15 protein-coding genes are annotated in these 21,585 nt (G+C 67.3%); 7 read left to right on the forward strand and 8 right to left on the reverse strand.

The annotated features are described in order from the left end of the window. Positions 1 to 88: 88 nt before the first annotated feature. The 3 genes from ACZK0Z_RS21110 to ACZK0Z_RS21120 all read right to left on the reverse strand — a co-directional run bounded on the left by ACZK0Z_RS21110 (position 89) and on the right by ACZK0Z_RS21120 (position 7,978). Positions 89 to 1,444 (reverse strand): Gfo/Idh/MocA family oxidoreductase, encoded by a 1,356-nt coding sequence (locus ACZK0Z_RS21110; RefSeq protein WP_197632378.1) that lies wholly within the window; start codon positions 1,442 to 1,444, stop codon positions 89 to 91. A 65-nt stretch (positions 1,445 to 1,509) separates the two neighbouring features. Further along, the gene (locus tag ACZK0Z_RS21115) at positions 1,510 to 4,485 is read right to left on the reverse strand and encodes a TonB-dependent receptor (protein WP_005414779.1); all 2,976 of its coding nucleotides are present in this window, start codon (positions 4,483 to 4,485) and stop codon (positions 1,510 to 1,512) included. A gap of 133 nt (positions 4,486 to 4,618) precedes the next feature. Beyond that, positions 4,619 to 7,978 (reverse strand): TIM-barrel domain-containing protein, encoded by a 3,360-nt coding sequence (locus tag ACZK0Z_RS21120; protein ID WP_049431908.1) that lies wholly within the window; start codon positions 7,976 to 7,978, stop codon positions 4,619 to 4,621. 322 nt (positions 7,979 to 8,300) lie between these two features. On the opposite strand from ACZK0Z_RS21120, the gene ACZK0Z_RS21125 reads away from it, so the two are divergent. The 6 genes from ACZK0Z_RS21125 to ACZK0Z_RS21150 all read left to right on the forward strand — a co-directional run bounded on the left by ACZK0Z_RS21125 (position 8,301) and on the right by ACZK0Z_RS21150 (position 15,644). Continuing rightward, complete coding sequence (locus tag ACZK0Z_RS21125) at positions 8,301 to 9,467, forward strand: SIS domain-containing protein (RefSeq protein ID WP_049431904.1); 1,167 nt, start codon at positions 8,301 to 8,303, stop codon at positions 9,465 to 9,467. Continuing rightward, positions 9,460 to 10,398 (forward strand): ROK family protein, encoded by a 939-nt coding sequence (locus tag ACZK0Z_RS21130; protein ID WP_049431901.1) that lies wholly within the window; start codon positions 9,460 to 9,462, stop codon positions 10,396 to 10,398. The genes ACZK0Z_RS21125 and ACZK0Z_RS21130 overlap by 8 nt, the downstream gene beginning before the upstream one ends. A 17-nt stretch (positions 10,399 to 10,415) precedes the next feature. Beyond that, the gene (locus ACZK0Z_RS21135) at positions 10,416 to 11,750 is read left to right on the forward strand and encodes a D-tagatose-bisphosphate aldolase, class II, non-catalytic subunit (RefSeq protein ID WP_049431898.1); all 1,335 of its coding nucleotides are present in this window, start codon (positions 10,416 to 10,418) and stop codon (positions 11,748 to 11,750) included. Positions 11,751 to 11,783: 33 nt separating this feature from the next. After that, positions 11,784 to 12,560, forward strand: coding sequence for a DeoR family transcriptional regulator (locus ACZK0Z_RS21140; RefSeq protein ID WP_049432038.1), 777 nt, complete (start codon positions 11,784 to 11,786; stop codon positions 12,558 to 12,560). Then, entirely contained in the window at positions 12,557 to 13,672 is a 1,116-nt protein-coding gene (gene nagA, locus ACZK0Z_RS21145; RefSeq protein ID WP_197619449.1) for an N-acetylglucosamine-6-phosphate deacetylase, read from the forward strand. Before ACZK0Z_RS21140 ends, nagA begins: the two co-directional genes overlap by 4 nt. Before the next feature lie 169 nt (positions 13,673 to 13,841). Further along, complete coding sequence (locus ACZK0Z_RS21150) at positions 13,842 to 15,644, forward strand: MFS transporter (RefSeq protein WP_197632377.1); 1,803 nt, start codon at positions 13,842 to 13,844, stop codon at positions 15,642 to 15,644. 51 nt (positions 15,645 to 15,695) lie between these two features. On the opposite strand, the gene ACZK0Z_RS21155 is transcribed toward ACZK0Z_RS21150, so the two are convergent. From ACZK0Z_RS21155 to ACZK0Z_RS21175, 5 genes are all read right to left on the reverse strand, one after another. Next, a complete protein-coding gene (locus tag ACZK0Z_RS21155) occupies positions 15,696 to 16,166 on the reverse strand; it encodes a SecDF P1 head subdomain-containing protein (RefSeq protein ID WP_197632376.1) in 471 nt (156 codons plus the stop codon). Further along, complete coding sequence (locus ACZK0Z_RS21160; RefSeq protein ID WP_049431885.1) at positions 16,163 to 16,714, reverse strand: HdeD family acid-resistance protein; 552 nt, start codon at positions 16,712 to 16,714, stop codon at positions 16,163 to 16,165. The genes ACZK0Z_RS21155 and ACZK0Z_RS21160 overlap by 4 nt, the downstream gene beginning before the upstream one ends. A 58-nt stretch (positions 16,715 to 16,772) precedes the next feature. Beyond that, entirely contained in the window at positions 16,773 to 17,462 is a 690-nt protein-coding gene (locus tag ACZK0Z_RS21165; protein ID WP_197619443.1) for a double zinc ribbon domain-containing protein, read from the reverse strand. Between the two features lie 88 nt (positions 17,463 to 17,550). Then, the gene (locus tag ACZK0Z_RS21170; protein ID WP_197632375.1) at positions 17,551 to 18,720 is read right to left on the reverse strand and encodes an L-dopachrome tautomerase-related protein; all 1,170 of its coding nucleotides are present in this window, start codon (positions 18,718 to 18,720) and stop codon (positions 17,551 to 17,553) included. A 227-nt stretch (positions 18,721 to 18,947) separates the two neighbouring features. Beyond that, complete coding sequence (locus tag ACZK0Z_RS21175) at positions 18,948 to 20,291, reverse strand: chloride channel protein (RefSeq protein ID WP_197632374.1); 1,344 nt, start codon at positions 20,289 to 20,291, stop codon at positions 18,948 to 18,950. Positions 20,292 to 20,494: 203 nt separating this feature from the next. On the opposite strand from ACZK0Z_RS21175, the gene bioB reads away from it, so the two are divergent. Next, positions 20,495 to 21,538, forward strand: a complete 1,044-nt coding sequence (bioB, locus tag ACZK0Z_RS21180) for a biotin synthase BioB (RefSeq protein WP_049431874.1) — start codon at positions 20,495 to 20,497, stop codon at positions 21,536 to 21,538. Positions 21,539 to 21,585 lie beyond the last annotated feature (47 nt).

Genomic DNA, 21,585 nt, shown 5'->3' on the forward strand with positions numbered 1-21,585 from the left:
TGGGCTCGGCTCTACAAGGCGAATGCCCCAGAAACAGCAACGCCGGGCATCGCCCGGCGTTTCCGTCACAACATGGAAGGGGTAAATCTCAGTACTTGCCGTCGAACGCAAAGATCGGCTTGCGCTGCTTCCACGCGCCGGCGGTGAAGTCCGGGAACTCCAGCGTCTGGAAGCTGTTGGCGATCGACTGCTCGCTCAATGGGGTGATCGCGCTCCAGGTCACCGCGTCGTAGATGTCGATCGGCATCGGCGCCTTGGCCTTCAGCGCTTCAACAAATGCATGGATGACGAACCAGTCCATGCCACCATGCCCTGCACTCGCGGCGGTGTCGGCATTCTGCTTCCACAGCGGGTGCTCGTACTCGTCCTGGTACTTCTTGAACTCTTCCCACTGGTGCGGCGGGCTGCGGCCTTCGATGTGGATCGAATGGTTCACATCCATCCACAGGCCCTTGGTGCCCTGCACGCGGAAGCCCATCGAGTACGGGCGCGGCAGCGAAGTGTCGTGCTGCAGCAGGATGGTCTCGCCGTTCTCGCAGGCCAGCGTGGTGGTGACGATGTCGCCCAGCTTGAACTTGACCTTGGTGCTGGGGTGGGTGGTGCCGCCACTCTTGGCCACGGTGTACTCGTGCAGGCCCCGGGCCTTGGTCGCGAATGCATTGATGTGGGTGAAGCGGTTGCCACGGTTGATGCCGGTGTACATCGCGCACGGGCCAATGCCGTGGCTGGGGTACAGTTCGCCATTGCGCTGCACCGAATGCTCGGTGCGCCAGCGTGCTTCGCTCCAGCCCTTGGGACCGAATTCCACGCCACTGTCGTAGGGCTGGTTCGGGTCGCCGGAATTGAACTTCACGCCGCGCAGGTCGTGCTGGTAACCGGCCTGCAGGTGCACCAGTTCGCCAAACAGGCCCTGGCGCACCATCTGCAGCGCGGCCATCACGTCGCGGCGGTAGCAGACGTTCTCCAGCAGCATGTACGGGGTGCCCGTGCTCAGCTGGGTCTTCAGTACATCCCAGTGGTCCTGCAGGGTGATGCCGGCCACCACTTCGCAGCCCACGGCCACGCCGGCCTGCATCGCGGCAATCGCCATCGGCGCGTGGTATTCCCACGGCGTGGCGATGATCACGCCATCGATGCCCTTCTGTTCCATCAGGCGCTTCCAGGCGTTGCTGTCACGGTCCTGGCCGTAGGTCTTCGGTGCCGGCTTGCCGGCCTTGGCCACCATGTCCATGGCGCGGCCGAGCATGATCGGCTCGATGTCGCACAGCGCGACCACCTCGACGTCGTCGCGACGCACCAGCTCCTTCAGCAGCACCAGGCCGCGCATGCCGGTGCCGATCATGGCCAGGCGCACCTTGCGCCCGCGTGCCCATGCCGGGGTCTGCGGCAGCAGGCTGCTGGCGGCGACAGCGGCACTGGCCGCGATGAATTCCCTACGCTTCATGGCAAACATCTCTCCTCTTGGCAGCGTGCCGGCCGCAGCCGGCACGCCAGGTCACGCAAACGGAATTACTTGAAACGGTAGCCGATGGTCACACTGTAACCACGGCCGAAGATGGTTGCGTAGTCACTGGAGTCACCCAGGAAGCTATTCGGATCGTAGAACGGCAGGCGATTGAACAGGTTCTTGACGGTGAAGCTCAGGTTCCATGCATCATCCGGGCGCCAGGTGACGCTCATGTTGGCGGTCCACCACGACGGCGCACCATCACACTTGCTCTTCTGCAGGGCCAGGTAGCCGCCGGTGCAGGTTTCCTTGTTGTTGCTCACTTCATCGACCTGGTCGGTGGCCCACTTGGTGCCGCCCACGTAGTTGACGAACATGCTGGTGGTGACCTGCTTGTAGGTCCAGTCGGCATTGAGCGTGGCACGCAGGCGCGGGTTGTTGTAGTAGCCCACTACGTCGCCGTAGTACCAGCCATTCTCCGCATCCATGTAGAAGCGGTTGCGGTTGGCAATGGTGGCGGCCAGGCCGATGTTCAGGTTGCCCCAGTCACCCAGCGAGAAGCGGCTGCGCGCATCGATGTCGAAACCGTCGATCAGCGTCTTGCCACGGTTCTTGTACTGGCCCACCACGCTGGCCACGTTGCCGGCCGAGTAGCCCGGCAGCACCGACGGGCAGCTCACGCCACTGGCCGGATCGGCACACATCGCCGCCAGCTGGGCCAGGTTGGCACGGTCACTGTCGGTGATCGGCGAGCGCGACATCGAGATGATGTCTTCCATGCGGCGATAGTCCGGCGCGACGATTTCGTTGTTGCGGTAGATGAACCAGTAGTCGGCCGACACCGACAGCCAGCTCGCCGGCTCGTACACGAAGCCGAGGGTGGCGATCTTCGCCTTCTCCGGCTTCAGGTCCTTGTTCGGCTGGGTCATGCGGGCCACGGTGCGGCTGCAGTCGACGTTCAGCATGTTCTTGCCCAGGTCGACATCACCCGGCCGCTGCGACTTCAGCAACAGGTTGGCGATGGCGTTGGTCTCGTTGCAGCGCAGCTCGTCGCGGAAGCCACCCAGCTGCGCGAATACGCCACCATTGCCGGACTCGGCCAGGCTGGGTGCGCGGAAGCCGGTGGAATAGGTACCGCGCAGCATCAGCTGGTCGAACGCCTGGTACTTGAAGCCGATCTTCGGTGCCACATTGGCGCTGAAGTTCGGATACTTGTCCACGCGCACTGCCGCATCCAGTTCCAGCTTGTCGGTGATCGGCGCCACGGTCTCGGCGAACAGCGCGTAGGTGTTGCGCTTGCCGTCGAACCACGAACCACCCTGCTGGGTGATCAGGCCGTTGGCGGCGTCGGCGTTACCCGGTGTATAGAAGGTTTCGCGGCTGGCGTTGAAGCCGAATGCCGCACGCATCTCACCGGCCGGCAGCTGGAACAGCGGGCCTTCGATCTTGCCGTCGAGGGTGTGCAGGCGAGTCCACGACTGGATGTCAAAGGTCGGGAACGCTTCACGGATCAGTGCGGCGTTGGCTTCGCTGATCTCGCCGAACTTGTACGCCGGATGGTCGGAGATGATCACGCGGCCGGTGCCCGGATCGATCGTGTACGGGCCGAAGGCCTTCTCGAAGCCCTTGGTGTTGACGTTGATCGTCTGGTAGGTGGTGGAGTGGGTGCCGGCGCTGGCGAACGCGGTTTCCCAGTTCCAGTCGCCCCGATTGCCACGCGCACCGGCCAGCACGCGGTAGCTCTTGTCGGTATTGCGCTGGCCGAAATAGTTCGGGCCGGCATCCTGCAGCAGGTAGTTCAGGCCGACCACACCGCCCATCATCGCCTTCATCTGCGGGCTGGCGTGGTTGTACTCGTTGTTCGGGCCCAGGAACGGGTACAGGAACTGGTTGACGGTGTTGCCGGTATTGCGCGAGAACCAGCTGGTCGGGTTGCCGGTGGTGGTGCCGTAGGTGCGCGGCGTACCGCCGTTGGCGCGCAGGTCGATGTCGGTGTAGGTCGCCTCGGCGAAGATCTCGGTGCTGTCGCCGACCAGGAAGGTGCCGTTGAGGTAGGCGGTGTTGCGCTCGGACTTGGCACCGGCGTCGATCTCGTTGTTCATCCAGGTTTCCCAGACGCAACGCGGACCGGCCGCTTCACTGGTCAGCACGTTCCTGCAACCCGGCGCAGCTTCCTGCACACGGCGGCCGGTGACCGGATCGAAGGCGAAGTAAGTACCCGGATTGAATTCACCCGGCTTGCTGCCCACGCCCAGGCGCAGGTTGTTGAGGTAGTTCGGATTGTTGACGTAGTACTGGTCGGGCCGCTTGTCGTAGAAATCGCTCAGCGGGATCGCGTCGCGGCGGTACATGTTCACCGCGCCGTAGATGTTGAAGCGGTTCTCGGCCAGGTCACCGAAGCCGGCGGTGATGCTGGCCTGGCGTTCGCCGTAGGAGTCGATGCGCGAAGAGGTGTCGTTGGTGAAGCTGACCTCGGCACCCTGGAAGTTGCGCTTGGTGATCACGTTGATCACGCCGGCCACCGCGTCGGTGCCGTACACCGCCGAGGCGCCGTCGGTCAGCACTTCCATGCGCTCGATGGCCGCAGCCGGAATCGCATCGATGTTGACGAACTGGGTCTGGAAGCCGGCCGGTGCACCGTAGTACGACAGGCGACGACCGTTCAGCAGCACCAGCGTGCCCTGCGCGCCGAGGCCACGCAGGTTGGCCTGCGAGGCACCGTCGGAGCCGGTGAACAGCGAGCGCGCGTCCTGCTGCGCCGGGCGGGCGGCCGGCAGGTTGTCCAGCACCTGCAGCAGCGTGCGCGCACCCATGTTCTGGATGTCCTGCTTGCTGATCACCTGCACCGGCGAGGCGGTTTCAACGTCGGTGCGGCGGATGTTCGAGCCGGTGACCTCGATGCGGGCCAGGTCGGTGGCCTTGTCCTTGCTCTCCTGGGCGAAGGCAGGAACGGCGACCGACAGCAGCACGCCGGCGATGGCCAGCGACAGCGGAGCGATCGAACGACAGGGGGGGCGGTGGTGGCGTGCGGGCAACATCGGGGTTCTCTCCTGGCAGGGGTGCAGCGCAATAAGTGAGCGCGTGGGCGTTCGGCGGGCAAAACGCTCCCGGGCCACGGCCATGAGGGCCGTAGTCGGAATGGGCGGGGGGAGGAGCGGTGTTACGAGGGGGTCATGGGGCGACGATGCTGGCGGAGTCGCCCTCCTGGCCGATCAGCACGGCGTTGGCCCAGTTGGCACAGACCTGGGCGGGTTGGCTGCCCTGCGCACCCAGCGTGCGCAGGCTCAGGGTGGAAAGGCCACGGATGTCCAGCTCCGGCTTGACCACGCCGGGTGCCTTCACCAGGCCGCTGTCGTACAGCAGACGGTTGTCACCCCAGACCTGGAACTGCAGGCCGCCGGCGCTGCGGCACGCGTCGTCAATGCCGAGGTCGGCGCGCAGCAGGTGCCAGCCGCCCTGCAGGCGCAGGTCAATGCGGCTGTTGGCGCCGACGCCCAGGCCACGGCGGAACTGCAGGCCGTTCATGCGCATGCCGGCATCGCCACGGAACGGCTGGTCGGCGCGCACCTGGCTGGCCAGCGCGGCCGGCACCGGCAGCTCGGAGAGATAGCGCTGCCGGGCCGGTCGCTCCGGTTCCTGGTGTTCGAGGATGTGGAAGGTGGACAATGCGATCGGGCCGACGTCGCGCGGCTGCAGCGCATCGAAGGCACGGGCGCTGCCCTGCGCGGCGGTGACCATCGGGTCGGTGCTGCTGGCGCCGTCGCCTTCGGGGTTCTGCACACTCAGCACGCGGAAGCGCAGCAGGCGGCCGGCATGGGCCGGGAAGTCGATGCGCTGCACGCCCTCCTTCAACTGCAGGCGGCCACGTGCGATCGGCTCACCCCACTCGCCATTGCTGTCGCCCAGGTACACCTCGTAGTCACGCACCTGGCCGTGCTTCCAGTTCTTGTCGTTGCGCGGCGCGATGTCGATGCCATCGATCATCTTCCGCTCACCGAACCCGATCACCCACTCATGCGCACCGGTGCGCACGGCCTGGTTGCGCACGCTGCGGAACCAGGTGTTGGGATCATCGTCGAAGGCATTTTCCAGCGCGTGGCCGGGTTCTTCGGCCGGGCGGTTGACCACCAGCAGGCTGTCGGCCGGCAGTTCGCGGCCGAGCACCGGTGCCGCCGGATAGGCATCGTCGGCAGCGGCGGCGGCGACCGCGAAGTCCAGCTGCAGCTGCAGCGGCTGGCGGATGTCCTGGCTGGCGGTCCGCACACGCAGGGTGCCGCGACGCTCGGCAGCATCGAAGTACCAGCCTTCAGCCGCAGCGTTGAACGCAGCGGCATCAGCCAGCGCCGGCAGCACGCGGCCACCGGCCTGCACCGCACGCGGTGCCTGGCGGCTGAGCACACGCAGGCCGTAGCGGCGCTGCGCCAGCTGACCGTTGTAACTGCCCTGCACCGCGTCGATCTGCACCTGCACCGGGCCACTGCCCTGCGCCGGCGCCTGCACGCGGATCCGCTGCGTGCTCGACTCGCCCTGCTGGTAGCGGCGGGTGTTGCCGTCGTCTTCGTACAGCGTGTACTGCGAGTCGCCCTGCGGGTACAGGTCGAACGTCACTTCATCAAGCGGTTTCTCGCCGTCGAACAGCATCGACGGGTACATCGGCAGGATCGCACCGGCACGCACGAATACCGGCAGCGTGGCCAGGTCCACCTGGCGGTCGAGCTGGCGGCCGTCGGCGCCGGCCTGCACGCGGCGGCCATCCCAGTAGTCGATCCAGCCTCCGGCCGGCAGGTGGATGTCGCGACGCCAGCCACGACTGGCGGCCTGGCTGCGGTACACCGGCGCCACCAGCAGGTCGCGGCCGAGCAGGAACTGGTACTTGTAGGTTTCATCCTGCGCGTGCGGGTCGCGCGGGTTGTCCCACATCAGGCCACGCACCGGCGGCGCGCCGGTCTGCGCGGCCTCGTGCACCAGCCCGTACATGTACGGGGTCAGGCGCATCTTCAACTTCAGGTAATCGCGGTTGATGCTGCGATAGGGCTCGTCGTACCACCACGGGTGCTTGCGTGCGTTCGACGACCAGCCGCTCATGCCCATCAGCACCGGGGTGAACGCCTTCCACTGCAGGTCGCGGGTGAAGGTCTCGGCGCTGCCGCCGAAGATCGCATCCACATCACCGCTGGCATAGGCCATGCCGGACAGGCCCGAACCGACCAGGGTCGGCACGTGCCAGCGGATGTAGTCCCAGCTGCTGCTCTGGTCGCCGGTCCAGGCCACAGCGTAGCGCTGGATGCCGGCCCAGCCCATCACCGTCCACAGGAACGGGCGCGAATCGGAATTGTCGAGGATGCCGTTGAACGCCTGGCGGTTGGCGTCCATCGCGAACTGGTAGCCCTTGCCGGTCCAGGCCACGTCCAGCTTCTGCACGCGGCTGCCGGCCTTGCCCACTTCCCAGGCGATCTTGTCGACACCGTTCTCGGTCCACAGGCCGGTGCGGAAACCGTAGCCGGCGAGCCCCTTCACCGTTTCCGGCAGCTGCTTGTAACCGCAGCCGTAACCATCGTTGGGCAGGATCCAGCCACCGGGCATGTCGTGCTCGCGGTACTGCTTGGCCACCGAGTCGATCACATCCGGCGTGGTGCCGGTCGGGCCGTCACTCCAGCCTTCGGGCACGGTGCCGGGCTTCTTGGCATTGTCACCGTCGTTGTAGCAATCGGCATCGCCATAGGACAGCGCCCAGCGCGCCACCATGTTCGGGCGGCCGGTCAGCTGGGTGTAGCGCTCGATCAGCTTGGGCAGGTCGGCGCCGACGAAGTAGTACGCGTCGAAACGGTCTTCGCGGTGCAGCAGCGTGGCCTGGTCGGGCTGGCGCAGGTCGTAGCTGCCATCGCTCCAGGTATTGCGCAGCATGCCCCAGCCCCGGCTGCTCAGCAGCATGGGTGCCGGGCTGGGACGGTCGCCCTCTTCCCAGCCGCCGGAGTAGGACACGTCCAGCTCGCGGCCCTTGAACTGGTAACGGCCGTTCTGCTGGCCGCCACCGAAATAGCCTTCGTCAGCCTGCGAGGACAGCACCTGCACGCTCTGCGCGGCATCCAGGTCCAGCGGCTGCAGTTCCTGCCACAGCGCGGTGGGCTGGCCGTTGTCCAGACGTTCCAGGCGCATGCGCAGCGGCTGCCGCTGCACATGCAGCACCAGCGCATCGGTACGCACGCGGATTTCCTGCGCGTCTTCTTCCAGCTGCGCCTGCACGTTCGTCTTGGGCTGCGGCAGCACGATCGGCGCGGCCTTGTCGCCGGCGCCGGTCAGCTTGCCGTTGCGGCCGGCCTGCACGCGGATGATGTCGGTGGCCGGCAGTTCGATACGGATGCGCGCGCCCTTGTCGGTCTGCAGGTCCCAGCCGCGCACGCCATCGCGGCTGTCGCTGGCGCTGACCGAACGCAGGTTGCCGACCGGCTCGGCCCGGGCCGGCATGGACGCCAGCATCAATGCCGGCAACAGGGCCAGCATCAGCGGCGAGCGACGAACGCAGTTTTCCACGCGGACTCCCAACCCGTTCACCGGGCGTTTCGAAAGCGATTGGGCCGACTCTAGGGCAGCGATTCGAAAGATGTCAACAAATTGAAAGGAAAAAGGAAGATATATTCCATTGAAACGAAAGTTGTTGCGTCGCAATACTTTGTGTAAGCGCTTGCAGCCGCCTGTTAAGCATTGTGCGATACGGCATCCGGCGGATTCTTGCGTTTTCCGACGTGCTCTGGTCAGAGCGAAGCCGTAGTCACATTTTCTTTCTTTTTGCTTTCGCTATTTGACATTTCGAAAGAAAACGCAGATGGTGCGCTGGCCCAACTGGAACCTCCGAATGGACGTCACCCTGCTTTCCGATGTGTCCGCCTGGCAGCGCCTGGGCGGAGCCGATACCGCTACCGAAATCGCCCAGCAGCCTGCGCTGTGGGAATCCCTCGCCCAGGACCTGTCGCGTGCCCGCGACCGCCTGCAGGCCTTCCTCGGCGACAGCCTCAATGACCCGAACCAGCGCGTGCTGTTCACCGGCGCCGGCAGCTCCGGCTTCATCGCTGAAATGGTGGCCGACGCGATCAATGCACAGTGGCCGGCCGAGGTGCGCGTGGTGCACACCACCAGCCTGCTGACCCACCCGGCGCTGTACCTGCAGCGCGACCGCCCGACCCTGCTGGTGTCGTTTGGCCGCAGTGGTTCCAGCCCGGAAAGCGTGGCTGCGGTGGACCGCGTGCGCGCCGATGTGGATGACGCACGCTTCCTCGACATCACCTGCAACGCCGATGGCGAACTCGCCCGCCGCGGCGCCGGCCGCGCAGATACCTGCACCCTGCTGATGCCCTCGGCCAGCTGCGACCGCGCGTTCGCGATGACCAGCAGCCTGACCTGCATGCTGCTGGCTGCGCTGACTGTGTTCGACCGCTCGTCGTGGGATGCCCGCGTGGCACGCCTGAAGCAGGTCGCCGCGCTGGCCCGTGAAGGCCAAGCGCAGTGGGATGCACCGGTGGCAACGCTTGCGCAGGGCCCGTTCAACCGCGTGATCTATCTTGGCAGCGGGCCGCTGGAAGCGCTGGCCCGCGAGTGTGCACTGAAGGTGCTGGAGCTGACCGCCGGCCGCGTGCTGGCACTGGCCAACACGCCGCTGGGCTTCCGCCACGGCCCGAAGTCGACGCTGGACGGCAATACGCTGGTGGTGGTGCTGCGCAGCGTGCAGCCACTGGCGCGCCGCTACGAACAGGACCTGCTGGAAGAACTGCGCCGCGACGGCGTGGCCGGCCAGGTGCTGGCGATCGGCCCGCACTCGGATATCGGCGCCGATGACGAGTACACCCTTGTGGTGCCGCCGCTTCACACTGCATTCGACGACCCCTGGCTGGCGCCGGTGTGGCTGGGCTTCGCGCAGCTGTTCGCATTGCAGCGCTCGGCCGCACTCGGCCTGACCCCGGACAACCCGTTCCCGGACGGCACCGTCAACCGCGTCGTCAAGGGCGTCACCATCCACCATGGCTGAGCTGATCGCCCACGCCTGCTACGGCATCGACATCGGCGGCACCAAGATCGAGCTGGTGGCGTGCGATGCGGCGATGCAGGTCACCTGGCGACGTCGGGTCAGCACGCCGCAGGGCGACTACGACGGTTTCCTGCAGGCGGTGGTGACCCTGGTCGCCGAGGCCGATGCCGCGCTGGGTCGCAGTGATGCGGCCATCGGCATCGCCCTGCCCGGCGTGCGCGATCACCGCAGCGGCCGCCAGCTGAGCGCGAATGTGCCGGCATTGACCGGCCACAGCGTGGCCGCCGACCTGCAGGCACGCCTGCAGCGCCCGCTGCACTTCGGCAACGATCTGCAGTGCTTTGCCCTGTCGGAAGCACACGGCGGTGCCGCCGACGGCTATCCCAGCATGTTCGGCGCCATCCTCGGCACCGGCGCCGGTGGCGGCTTCTGCCTGCAGGGTCGCCTGCTGTCCGGCTTCAACGGCCTGGCCGGCGAATGGGGCCACTGGAGCGTGCCCGGCCACCTGCTGCAGCGCCATGGCCTGCCACTGATCGACTGCGCCTGCGGCCTGCAGGGCTGCGTGGAGCGCTACGTGTCCGGCAGCGGGCTGGCGATGATCGAGCGCCATCTGGGTGGAAGTGCGGTGGATGCCAGCGCGGTGATCGCCCTGGCCGAGGCCGGCGACGCGCGTGCGCGCCAGGCGCTCGACATCCACCGCGATCTGCTTGGCCACAGCCTGGCCGCGCTGGTGCTGGCGCTGGACCCGCACGTGATCGTGCTGGGCGGCGGCCTGTCGCAGTACGCACCGCTGTACCAGCAGCTGCCAACCGCCGTCTCGGCGCATCTGTTCAACGGCGTGCAGGTTCCGCCGATCGTGCCGCCGCGCTTCGGCGATGCCGGTGGCGCCCGTGGTGCCGCCCTGCTCGCCTGCCAACCCTCGTTTTCCTGATTGACCGGAGCCTGACCATGTCCCCGTTGCAGACCCTGCTTGCCTCCCACCGCGCCGGTGCCAACGTCGGCCTGTACAGCGTCTGCTGCAGCAACGAGCAGGTGCTGCGTGCGGCCATGCACGTGGCGCTGGCGCACGGCACCGTGCTGCTGGTCGAGGCCACCTCCAACCAGGTCGACCAGTTCGGCGGCTACACCGGGATGACTCCGCCGCAGTACCGCGATTACGTCAGCACGCTGGCCGATGAGGAAGGTTTCCCGCGCGAGCGGCTGATCCTGGGTGGCGACCACCTCGGCCCGAATGCCTGGCAGAAGCGCCCGGCTGCCGAAGCGATGACCCACGCGCGCGTGCTGATCGAAGCCTACGTCGCCGCCGGTTTCCACAAGATCCACCTCGATTGCAGCATGTCCTGCGCCGATGACCCGGTGCCGCTGCCGGACGCCATCGTCGCAGCGCGTTCGGCCGAGCTGGCTGAAATCGCTGAGCGCACCGCTGCGGATCATGGCCTGCCGCCGCCGGTCTACGTGATCGGTACCGAGGTGCCGATTCCCGGTGGCGAAGCCTCGCTGGCCGAGGGCCTGCAGGTGACCACGCCGGCCGCCGCCGCGCAGACCCTGGCCATCCACCAGCAGGCGTTCGACACGCCGCTGCTGCGCGACGCGTGGCAGCGCGTGATCGCGATGGTCGTGCAGCCGGGCGTGGACTTCGACCACAGCAGCGTGCACGAGTACGACGCGGCCGCTGCCAGCGCGCTGGCTGACTTCCTCGAACAGCAGCCACGCATCGTGTTCGAAGCGCATTCCACCGATTACCAGCGCGAAAGCGGCCTGCACGCGTTGGTGCGCGACCACTTCGCCATCCTCAAGGTCGGCCCGGCGGCGACCTTCGCCTACCGCGAAGCGCTGTTCGCGCTGGCCGCGATCGAGGCCGAACTATTGCCGGCGGCGCAGTGCTCGCGCCTGCCGCAGGTGCTGGATGAAGTGATGGTGGCGCAGCCGAAGTACTGGCAGTCCTACTACCAGGGCGATGAGGCAGCGCTGCGCCTGCTGCGCAGCTATTCCTTCAGCGACCGCTGCCGCTACTACTGGGGCGAGCCCGCGCTGGTGCAGGCGGTGCAGACCCTGTTCGCCAACCTGGAACGGCACGCGCCGCCGCTGGTACTGCTCAGCCAGTACCTGCCGGAGCAGTACCGTGCCGTGCGCGAGGGCACGCTGGCCAACACCCCCACCGCACTGGTGCAGCACCGTATCGGCCTGTGCCTGGGCGAGTACGCCCGTGCGTGCAGCGCCAACCAGGCCGGAACCCGCACGCAGAACGCAGGCTCGGCTGCTGCCGCTGCTGCGAACGGCTAATCTCTACCTTTCCCCGCGACACCGAGAATGGCCATGCGCAACACCCGCTCCCGCCGACAACAGATCCTGCAGCTGCTGATCGAGCACGGCGCGGTGCAGGTGGCCGATCTGGTCGAGCGCTTCGGCGTGTCGGCGGTGACCATCCGTGCCGACCTGACCCACTTCGAATCGCAGGGCCTGGCCAACCGTACCCACGGTGGCGCCACGCTGGTGCGCACGCCGCCGCAGGAACAGGACATCCACGAAAAGGACGCACTGAACCTGCCGCTGAAGGAATCGATCGGTGCGTGTGCCGCGCGCCTGGTGCGGCCCGGCGACAACATCATCATCGACTCCGGCTCGACCACGATGACCCTGGCCCGCCACCTGCGCACGCAGCGCGACGTGACGGTGATGACCAACGGGCTGAACATCGCCTGGGAACTGGCCAACGCGCCGGGCATCAACGTGCTGCTGACTGGTGGCCTGCTGCGCCAGCAGTCGTTGTCGCTGCAGGGCAGCCAGGCCGAAGCCAGCCTCAACTCCTACAGCTTCGACACGCTGTTCCTGGGCGTGGACGGCCTGGACCTGCAGTTCGGCCTGACCACCCATGACGAAGCCGAAGCCCGCCTCAACCATCGCATGGTCGAGCGTGCACGCCGCATCGTGGTGCTGACCGACGCCTCCAAGTTCGGGCGCGTCAGCCTGCACCGCATCGCTCTGCTGGATCAGATCCACACCATCATCACCGATGCCGGCATCGACGACGCCTCCCGCGAGGGACTGCAGCGGCTGGGCATTGAAGTGATCATCGCCGAGCCCGCCGCATGACCGACACCCGCTCCCTGCATGGCCGCATCCTCACCCCGCTGGGCTGGCGGCGTGGCCAGGTCCACTTCGATTCGGACGTGCGCCAGCTGCAGGTGGACGACCACAGCGGTGCCGGCGATCTGCAGCTGCCGGTGATCCTGCCCGGCTTCATCGACCTGCATGTGCATGGCGCCGCCGGCGTGGACCTGATGCAGGGCGGCGACGTGGCACGCACCATCGCCCGTACGCACCTGCGCTTCGGTACCACCACGCTGCTGGCGACCACCATGACCGCCGGGCTGGACGAGATCGAGCACGCGCTGCAGGGCGTGGCCGCGACCATGGCGGCACCCGACGCCGAGGCCGCCTGTATTGCCGGCGTGCATCTGGAGGGGCCGTTCATCAGCCCGCAGCGGCTGGGTGCGCAGCCCAACCGCACCATCGAAGCAACACTGGCGCTGGTGCAGCAGCTGCACGCGCTGGCACCGATCCGGGTGATGACGCTGGCGCCGGAGATCGGCGAGCACACCGCGCTGATTCCCGCGCTTTCGACAATGGGCATCCGCGTGCAGCTCGGTCACAGCGCCGGTACCTACGAAGAAGGTGTTGCTGCGCTGCAGGCCGGCGCCTCCGGCTTCACCCATCTGTTCAACGGCATGACCGGCGTCGATCACTATCGCCCGGGCATTGCGACGGCGGCACTGGCACATGCGCAGTACGCCGAGATCATTCCCGACCTGCAGCACATCCATCCCGGCGTGATCCGCCTGGCCGCGCGCGCGATCCCGCGCCTGTACGCGGTGACCGACGCCACCGCCGCCACCGGCATGCCCGATGGCGAATACGCGCTGGGCGAGCAACGCGTGCACAAGTGCGGCGGCTGCGTGCGCCTGGCGACCGGTTCACTGGCAGGAAGTGCACTGACCATGGACCAGGCGCTGCGCAACCTGGTGCAGGTGGGCCTGGAGCTGGCCGATGCCTCGCAACGCGTTTCCACCTTCCCGGCCGACTACCTGGGCCTGGGCGATCGCGGCCGCATCGCGCCCGACGCCCGCGCCGACCTGGTGGTGCTGGACGCCGAACTGCGCCTGCAGCAGGTCGTGGTCGGTGGCCGCGTGATCGACCTGCACTAGGCGACGCACGTCTGTAGAGCCGAGCCATGCTCGGCTGCTTTTCGCACCGACATCGACGACGTCCGCGCCGCGCTTCGCGCGGCAAGCCGAGCATGGCTCGGCTCTACATGAAGCGCGCAAGCGCCTTGCATCAGCCACGCACCATCCCCGTTATTCCAGGAATACGCCGATGACCGCAGCCGCCGCACCTGCCGTACCCGCTTCCACCGCTCCGCGCTGGCCCGTACGCTACCTGCTCTTCATCGGCGGCCTGGGTGGCCTGCTGTACGGCGTCGACATCGGCATCATCGCCGGCGCCCTGCCCTATCTTGAAGCAACTGCCAGCCACGCCTGGCAGCTCAGCAGCCAGCAGCTCGGCTTCGTGGTGGCGGCGGTGCTGCTGGGCAGCGTGCTGTCCTCGCTGTTCGCCGGCATGGTTGCCGACCTGATCGGCCGCCGCGGTGCGATGCTGCTGGCCGGCCTGCTGTTCACCGCCTCGATTCCGATCATGGCACTGGCCTCCGGCTACACGCCGCTGCTGCTGGGACGCCTGCTGCAGGGCATCAGTGGCGGTTTGATCGGCGTCGTGATTCCGCTGTACCTGGCTGAAGTGCTCAGCCCCGAGCGACGCGGGCGCGGCGCGGCGATGTTCCAGCTGCTGCTGACCGTTGGCCTGGTGCTGGCAGCCCTGATCGGCCTGTACCACGCCCACGCCGTGGATGCCGCCGCCGAAGCCGTGCGTTCGCTGCCGGTCGCGCAGCAGGCGCAGGAACTGTTCACGGTGAAGGACCACGCCTGGCGCACCATCTTCTGGACCTGCCTGGCGCCGGGCCTGCTGTTCTGTGCCGGCATCTTCTGGCTGTCCGAATCACCACGCTGGCTGGTGCGCCGCGGTCGCATCGATGAAGCCCGCCGCAGCCTCCAGCGCGTCCTGCCCGCCGCAGATGTCGAGCCCACGCTGGCCCAGATCCAGGCGCCGGAATCGAGCAGCAGCGAAGGCAAGCGCGATCCGCTGCTCAGCCGCCGCTATGTGGTGCCGTTCCTGCTCGCCTGCGTGGTGCTGGCCTGCACCCAGGCCACCGGCATCAATTCGGTGCTGGCCTACGCGGTGAACATCCTCAACCAGGCCGGCCTGTCCGGTTCAGTGGCCAACGGCGCCGACGTGGCGATCAAGCTGCTCAATGCGGTGATGACCGTGGTCGCGTTGCTGCTGGTCGACCGCAAGGGCCGCAAATTCCTGCTGATGCTGGGCAGCGGCGGTATCTGCGTCGCCCTGCTGGCGGCGGCCACGCTGTTCTTCCAGGCCGAACGCGGTCGCGCCGATGTGCAGCCGCAGCTGCAGGCGGCGGTCAGCGGCGACGGCCTGCAGCTGGTGCTGGATGATGCGCAGTGGCAGCGCCTGAGCAATGGCATCGACAGCCAGGGCCGGCCGATGCAGCTGACCGTGTCCTACGCCTACGGTGATTTCACCAATGTGCGCGCCCTGCGCAGCGACAACCTGGCCGATCGCGAGCTGCGCATCGAGCGCGCTGGCACCGTGCAGCCCGACAGCGTGATTGGTGCGTTCTTCCGCAAACTGCATCTGAACCCGTTCGCCGACCCGGCCAGTGCCGGCCAGGCGCCATTGCGCATCGAACAGGCCCGCATCGGCCCGGTGCCGCCGCCTGCACATGGCTGGGCGGTGGCCGCCTGCATCCTGGTATTCGTCGCGTTCTTCGCGGTCGGCCCCGGCGTATGCGTGTGGCTGGCACTGTCGGAACTGATGCCGAACCGCATCCGTTCCAATGGCATGAGCATCGCACTGCTGATCAACCAGTTTGTATCCACCACCATCGCCGCCATCTTCCTGCCCACGGTGGGCCACTACGGCTACGCCAGCATGTTCGTGTTCTGGGCAGCCTGCACCTTCGTGTTCTTCCTGGTAGCCGCGTTCTGGCTGCCGGAGACCAAGGGCAAGTCACTGGAAGAAATCGAGGCACGGTTCGCCCGGTAGCGGTCGACCTTGGTCGACCTCGCGCGTAACGCGGTGGTGTTGGCGCGCCCGTCACTGACCGGTGATGTGCTTCGCCAACGCCTGTGCCTCGGCAATGCTCGGCAGCCCGCTCAGCATCATCGATTCACCGAACGGGCCTTTCACCGTCGCCACCATCAGCACGCGGCCATCCACACTGATCGCTGCTCGCTGGCCCACCAGTGCTGCCGTGCCATCGTGGATGCGCTGGTGCGCTTCGGGTCGATAGCGGATCTGCAGGCCGGGCTGCTGGCCCTCGTCCAGCACGTAGCGCACATCGGCGATATCGGCGCTGCCGGCAATCGGCGGCTCGCGCAGCGCCAGGGTCTCGCCCTGCCACTGCGCTTGCGTGCCCTTGCCATCCGCATCGACCGCGCTCAGGCGCACATCCACACCGGGGCGCGGTGCATGGCGCTCGACTGTCTGCACTGCGGGCGTTGCACCCGGCGTGCATCCGGCGATGGCCAGTGCCGCGCCCAGCAACAGCGGAAGCGCGGTTCTCACTTCAGCTTCCGCAGCTTGAATGCCACCAGCACCTGCAGCAGGCCGTACAGCAGGCTGCCGATGCCGATCCACAGCGTGGTGACCGCCACGCCGGCATATGGATTGGCCGCAAACAGCAGGCCCAGCACCACCGCCAGCACGCCGCTGAGGATCAGCAACCATTCGCCCTGGATCTGCTTGCGCACGCGGATCGCGAACACGATGCGATAGATGCCGGCCACCAGCAGCCACGCCGCCAGGAACAGCACCAGCACGCTGGCGGTGGCCAGCGGATTGATCACCGCCAGGATGCCGAAGCCCAGCGAGGCGAGGGCGTACAGCGCCAGCCAGCCGCGGGACGCGCCGCTGCCGCCATTGATCAATGCGAACAGACTGATGACGCCCTCGATGATGGCCATCACGCCCAGCGTCCAGGCCAGTGCCATCGCTGCGGACAGCGGCCAGCCGATGGCAACGATGCCGAAACCCAGTGCGACGAGCCCGTACAACAGCAGGATCCACCAGCTGCGCCCAACCGCCGACAACAAGGGAGACAAGGGGGAATTCATGGCCACTCCTCCGATCCGGAACCGGCCTCATCCTAGACCCTGTGGATGAAGAGGGCGATCACGGCGCCCGCGCACAGACCCACACGCGCACCTCCCCAGCGCCGACCAGGCGCAGCGTCTCGGCGACCTCCATCACCGTGCTGCCGGTGGTCATCACGTCATCGACCACGGTCAGCCGCGAGGGCACCGGACCACGAACAGCAAACGCATCGAACAGATTCTCCCTGCGCTGTTCGGCCGTGCGTTCGGACTGCGGTGCGGTATGCCGCCGCCGGTACAGCCCCTGCCAGACGGGCATCGGCAGCAACCGGCACAGTTCGGCGGCCTGGTTGTAGCCGCGCTGGCGCAGGCGCCGCCCATGCAGCGGCACCGGCACCAGCGGCGCGCACGACCAGGGCGGTGGTGCGCGCTGCATCAGCTGGGCAAGCAAGCGCCCGGCCGCCAGATCCTGGTGGAACTTGTAGCGCACCAACAGCTGATCGACGGGGGGAAGGTACAGCAGGCTGGCATGCGTGGCGGCCTGCGGCGGTACCTCGTCGCGGCATGTACCGCAGACGATCAGGGCGTTGTCCGGCAACGGCAGTGCACAGCGCAGGCAGGCACGACCGGCCCAGGGCAGATGGGCCAGGCAGGCGCTGCACAGGTCAAGTTCATCGTGGCCCGGCTCGCCACAGACCAGGCAGCGCAGTGGCAGCAGCACGCGAAGCGCTGCCTGCAGAAGACGAGTGGGCGTGGACAGGGCCGGCATGCGCTACAGCGTGATCGCGCCGCGGCCCCGGGGCCATCAGGCGCACCCCCTTCAACCCGTAGGCATCCTTACCCGTTTACGGGGCACTTCACCGCGTCGGCGCAGGTGCGGCATCCACACGCGTGCGATACACCATGTAGGGCTTCTGCCGGCGATCCACGCCGCCATTGAAGCCGGCCTGTCGATGCAGCTGGTTGGCGGTGAAATACAGATAGCCGTCCGGCCCCATCGACAGCGTATCCGGCCACAGGATGCGCGGGTCGTGCACCACCGTCGTCCACCGCCCCTGCGCGTCGCGGGCATGGATGGCATTGTGCTCGTAGTCGCTGGTATACAGCCGGCCGTTGGCATCCATTTCCATGCCGTCGGACGCTCCCTTGTCGCCGAGGTCGACCACGGCTGCCGCCAGCGTCGCCTCATTCACCGTGGAGTCGCGCAACAAGGCGGTGGGCACGCTGTACAGATGGCGGCTGGACAAGGGCGTATAGAACAGGGTGCCGCCATCGGGCGACAGGGCGATGCCATCGGCGGCCACGGTGAAGGACGCCGACGAACCATCGGTGTTACGCAGTCGCATCTGCTGCCCTTCCACGATCGGCACGAAGGCGGGATCGGCCGAGGTGGACACGTGGCCGACCAGGCGCTTGGACGCGGCGCCAGTGGCGAGGTCGATCACGATGATGCCGCCGATACCGCTCAGCGACGAATCGGTCACGTAGGCCACGCCCTCGCGGCCGACCCGGAAGTCGAAGCGCACATCGTTGACGTAGGTGCGCGCATCGATGACGTCGGCCGGGAACACCAGTGTCCTGGCCACGCTGTCGGTGGCAAGGTCGATCGCCACCAGCTTGGCGCCGCCGGCCTGCGGCGCTGAAAAGCTCGGTGCGGCGGTGTCCAGTACCCAAAGCCGGCCCTGGCCATCGGCCACCACGCTCTGCACGCTGATGAAGTGTGCTGCCGGGTCGGGATCGTCCTTGCGGTTGATGCGCGCATCCGGATAGGGCACGGCGCGGCCGTCGCGCCATTCGGCCACGCTGTAGGCCACCTCATCGCCCCAGCGCGGGAAGTTGACGAAGATGCGCCCGGTTTCAGATACCGCCACGCTGGTGGGCATGGCGCCTTCGAAACGCGCCACCGGTTCGAGGGTGCCGATGCTGCGCTCGCTGGGCAGCAATGGGGTGCCCGCCAACGCCAGCGCGGGGGAACTGGCCAGGGCCAGGACGGCAGCCGCCAGGCTGCGGATACGGCAGTTGATCATGGTCGCGCTCTCGATGCAGGTCCGGGTGCAGCCCCGGCGTGGACGCATCTTCTGCGTCGCGCGTGGCATCGGGTAGACGGTGCAACGCGGAATCAGCTTCACCGCTGGAGTGAAGATGGAGGGCTGATTGATCGCGTTGATTGAAGCAATGATCGCTGTCTATCGGCGCGACCCAGAGGTATTCGTCATTGCGTTGCATGGCCGACGATCACATGCCTTTCGCCGCTTCACAATCGCGCAGGAGGATCCGCAGCAGCTACATCTCCAACCGCTTTCGGCATCATCAACAGCTCCGCCAACCCGCGATAGATCGGTACCCTGCACACCAGCCCGGACACACCACGGGCGATCAGCACCGCCGCCAGGATCGGCAACAGCAGGTCGCCACTGTCGGTCAGCTCCAGCGAGATCACCGCCGACGTCAGGGGGGCCTGGGTAACGCCGGTCAGGTAGGCACACATGCCCAGCAGCACAAAGGCACGTGGGTCCACGCCCGGCATCAGCACTGCCAGGTTGTGGCCGAGTCCCGCGCCGACCGCCAGCGCGGGCGAGAACAGGCCGCCGGGAATGCCCGCCACATACGAGGCCAGATTGGCCAGCAGCTTCATCAACCCGAACTCGTGGCCGACCACCGCCTGGCCCTGCACCAGGCTGCGCGCCTGCTCGTAGCCGGTGCCGAACGCGCCTTCGCCGAAGACCAGGGCGAGCAGTACCACCACCAGACCACAGCCTGCGGCCAACAGCACCGGATGCCGCTGCCGCAGTTGCCCGAGCCAGCGCGGGCGGCCCGCCGCACTGGCCAGCACCGCACGCGCGAACAGGCCTCCCAGCAGGCCCGCCACCACGCCGCACAGCAGGATTGCCAGCCAGCCCTGGCCCAGCGGCAGACGCGCGCTCACATGGCCGAAATAGGTGTAGTTGCCCAACAGACCGAGCGATACCACACCACCGACGATCACCGCGGTCAGCAGGGTGCCTGAGAAGCGATGCTCGAAACGACCGCTGAGCTCCTCGATGGCGAAGACGATGCCGGCCAGCGGCGTGTTGAACGCCGCCGCAATACCGGCAGCGCCACCGGCCAACAGGAAGTGCGAGAGCTCGCGGGGATCCTTGAAGCCGAACCAGCGGCCGAACAGGTACATCAGGCTGGCACCCACGTGCACGGTCGGGCCCTCGCGGCCAACGGACGCGCCACCGAGCAGCGACAACGAGGTCAGCAGCAGCTTGCCGGCTGAGACCGCAGGCGAAAGATTGGTCTTCCGGAATGGCTCATCGGGCTTGTCCAACGCAGCGATGACCTGCGGAATGCCGCTGCCCCGCGTGGGTTTCAGCACGCCGGAGGTCAGCCAGGCCAGCAGCGCGAAGATGCCCGGCGTGAGCAGCAGGGCCCACCACGGCGAGTGCGAGGTGATGCGCTGGAACAGATGGAAGGCCGCATCGCTGGCCTTGGCGAACAGGATCGCCACCAGCGCCACGGCCACGGCACCGCCCCAGAGCGCGGCGCGGCGGCGCCAGGCCTCGCTGAGGACCAGCGCGCTGATGCGGCCGCGGAGACGATGGAGATCGGTCATGGGAAAGAGTCTGCGCGCCAGCACTTCCGTTGGGCAGCGGCCACTTTGGCCGAAGCCCTTGCAGGATGCGGTGAAATGCGGCGTTTCCGCCAAGCTTGATGGGAGTGGCTACCCGTAAACCACAATAACATCATCGCGGTTGACAGCATTCATCAACCCACCCACACTGCCGCCCTCGCTCCATTCGTACCCAAGGTCCCGCCATGGCTGCTGCCATCCGCCACGACTGGCAACACGACGAACTGCAGGCGCTGTTCGATCTGCCGTTCCCAGAGCTGCTGTTTCGCGCCGCAGCGGTCCATCGCGAGCACTTCGACCCGTCGCAGGTGCAGGTGTCCACGCTGCTGTCGGTGAAGACCGGCGGCTGCCCGGAAGACTGCGCGTACTGCCCGCAGGCGCAGCGCTACAGCACCGGGGTGAACGCGCAGAAGCTGATGGAGACCGACGCGGTGCTGGCCAAGGCACGCCAGGCCAAGGCCGCCGGTGCATCGCGCTTCTGCATGGGTGCCGCATGGCGTTCGCCGAAGGATCGAGACATTCCGAAGGTCGCGGCGATGATCGCCGGGGTGAAGGCACTGGGTCTGGAGACCTGCGCCACGCTGGGCATGCTCAGCGGCGAGCAGGCGCGTGCGCTGAAGGACGCCGGCCTGGACTACTACAACCACAACATCGACACCGCGCCGGACTACTACGATTCGATCATCCACACGCGCCAGTACCAAGACCGCCTGGATACGCTGGAACACGTGCGCGATGCCGGCCTGAAGACCTGCTGCGGCGGCATCGTCGGCATGGGCGAGACGCGCGCGCAGCGCGTCGGCCTGCTGCTGGCGCTGGCCACGCTGCCGGCGCATCCGGATTCGGTGCCGATCAACAAGCTGGTGCAGGTGGCGGGTACGCCGCTGCATGGCAGCGCCGAACTGGACCCATTCGAGTTCGTGCGCATGATCGCGGTGGCCCGCATCGCCATGCCGCGCTCGATGGTGCGGCTGTCGGCCGGGCGCGAGGCGATGAGTGACGAACTGCAGGCGCTGTGTTTCCTGGCCGGCGCCAACTCGATCTTCTACGGCGACAAGCTGCTGACCACCGGCAACCCGGAAAGCGAACGCGACCTGGCCCTGTTCGCCCGGCTCGGGCTGCAGCCGATGGCGGTGCAGGTGGATGCCGAAGGCCACGACCACGGCGGCACCGTGCACGCCGATATCAGCGCCGATGCACCCGGCTGCGGCTGCGCTCACGCCGCCTGAGACGGGCCGCAAGCAGGCGCCGCGGCAACGCGCTACCCTAGCCGCCC

Source organism: Stenotrophomonas sp. 116085_Sma (assembly GCF_056479585.1).

Excerpts from the sequence above, each read along its gene's own strand:
- ACZK0Z_RS21110 (WP_197632378.1), bottom strand. The coding sequence starts at position 1,444 with ATGAAGCGTAGGGAATTCATCGCGGCCAGTGCCGCTGTCGCCGCCAGC.
- ACZK0Z_RS21115 (WP_005414779.1), bottom strand. The coding sequence starts at position 4,485 with ATGTTGCCCGCACGCCACCACCGCCCCCCCTGTCGTTCGATCGCTCCG.
- ACZK0Z_RS21125 (WP_049431904.1), top strand. The coding sequence starts at position 8,301 with ATGGACGTCACCCTGCTTTCCGATGTGTCCGCCTGGCAGCGCCTGGGC.
- ACZK0Z_RS21130 (WP_049431901.1), top strand. The coding sequence starts at position 9,460 with ATGGCTGAGCTGATCGCCCACGCCTGCTACGGCATCGACATCGGCGGC.
- ACZK0Z_RS21135 (WP_049431898.1), top strand. The coding sequence starts at position 10,416 with ATGTCCCCGTTGCAGACCCTGCTTGCCTCCCACCGCGCCGGTGCCAAC.
- ACZK0Z_RS21140 (WP_049432038.1), top strand. The coding sequence starts at position 11,784 with ATGCGCAACACCCGCTCCCGCCGACAACAGATCCTGCAGCTGCTGATC.
- nagA (WP_197619449.1), top strand. The coding sequence starts at position 12,557 with ATGACCGACACCCGCTCCCTGCATGGCCGCATCCTCACCCCGCTGGGC.
- ACZK0Z_RS21150 (WP_197632377.1), top strand. The coding sequence starts at position 13,842 with ATGACCGCAGCCGCCGCACCTGCCGTACCCGCTTCCACCGCTCCGCGC.
- ACZK0Z_RS21160 (WP_049431885.1), bottom strand. The coding sequence starts at position 16,714 with ATGAATTCCCCCTTGTCTCCCTTGTTGTCGGCGGTTGGGCGCAGCTGG.
- ACZK0Z_RS21165 (WP_197619443.1), bottom strand. The coding sequence starts at position 17,462 with ATGCCGGCCCTGTCCACGCCCACTCGTCTTCTGCAGGCAGCGCTTCGC.
- ACZK0Z_RS21170 (WP_197632375.1), bottom strand. The coding sequence starts at position 18,720 with ATGATCAACTGCCGTATCCGCAGCCTGGCGGCTGCCGTCCTGGCCCTG.
- ACZK0Z_RS21175 (WP_197632374.1), bottom strand. The coding sequence starts at position 20,291 with ATGACCGATCTCCATCGTCTCCGCGGCCGCATCAGCGCGCTGGTCCTC.
- bioB (WP_049431874.1), top strand. The coding sequence starts at position 20,495 with ATGGCTGCTGCCATCCGCCACGACTGGCAACACGACGAACTGCAGGCG.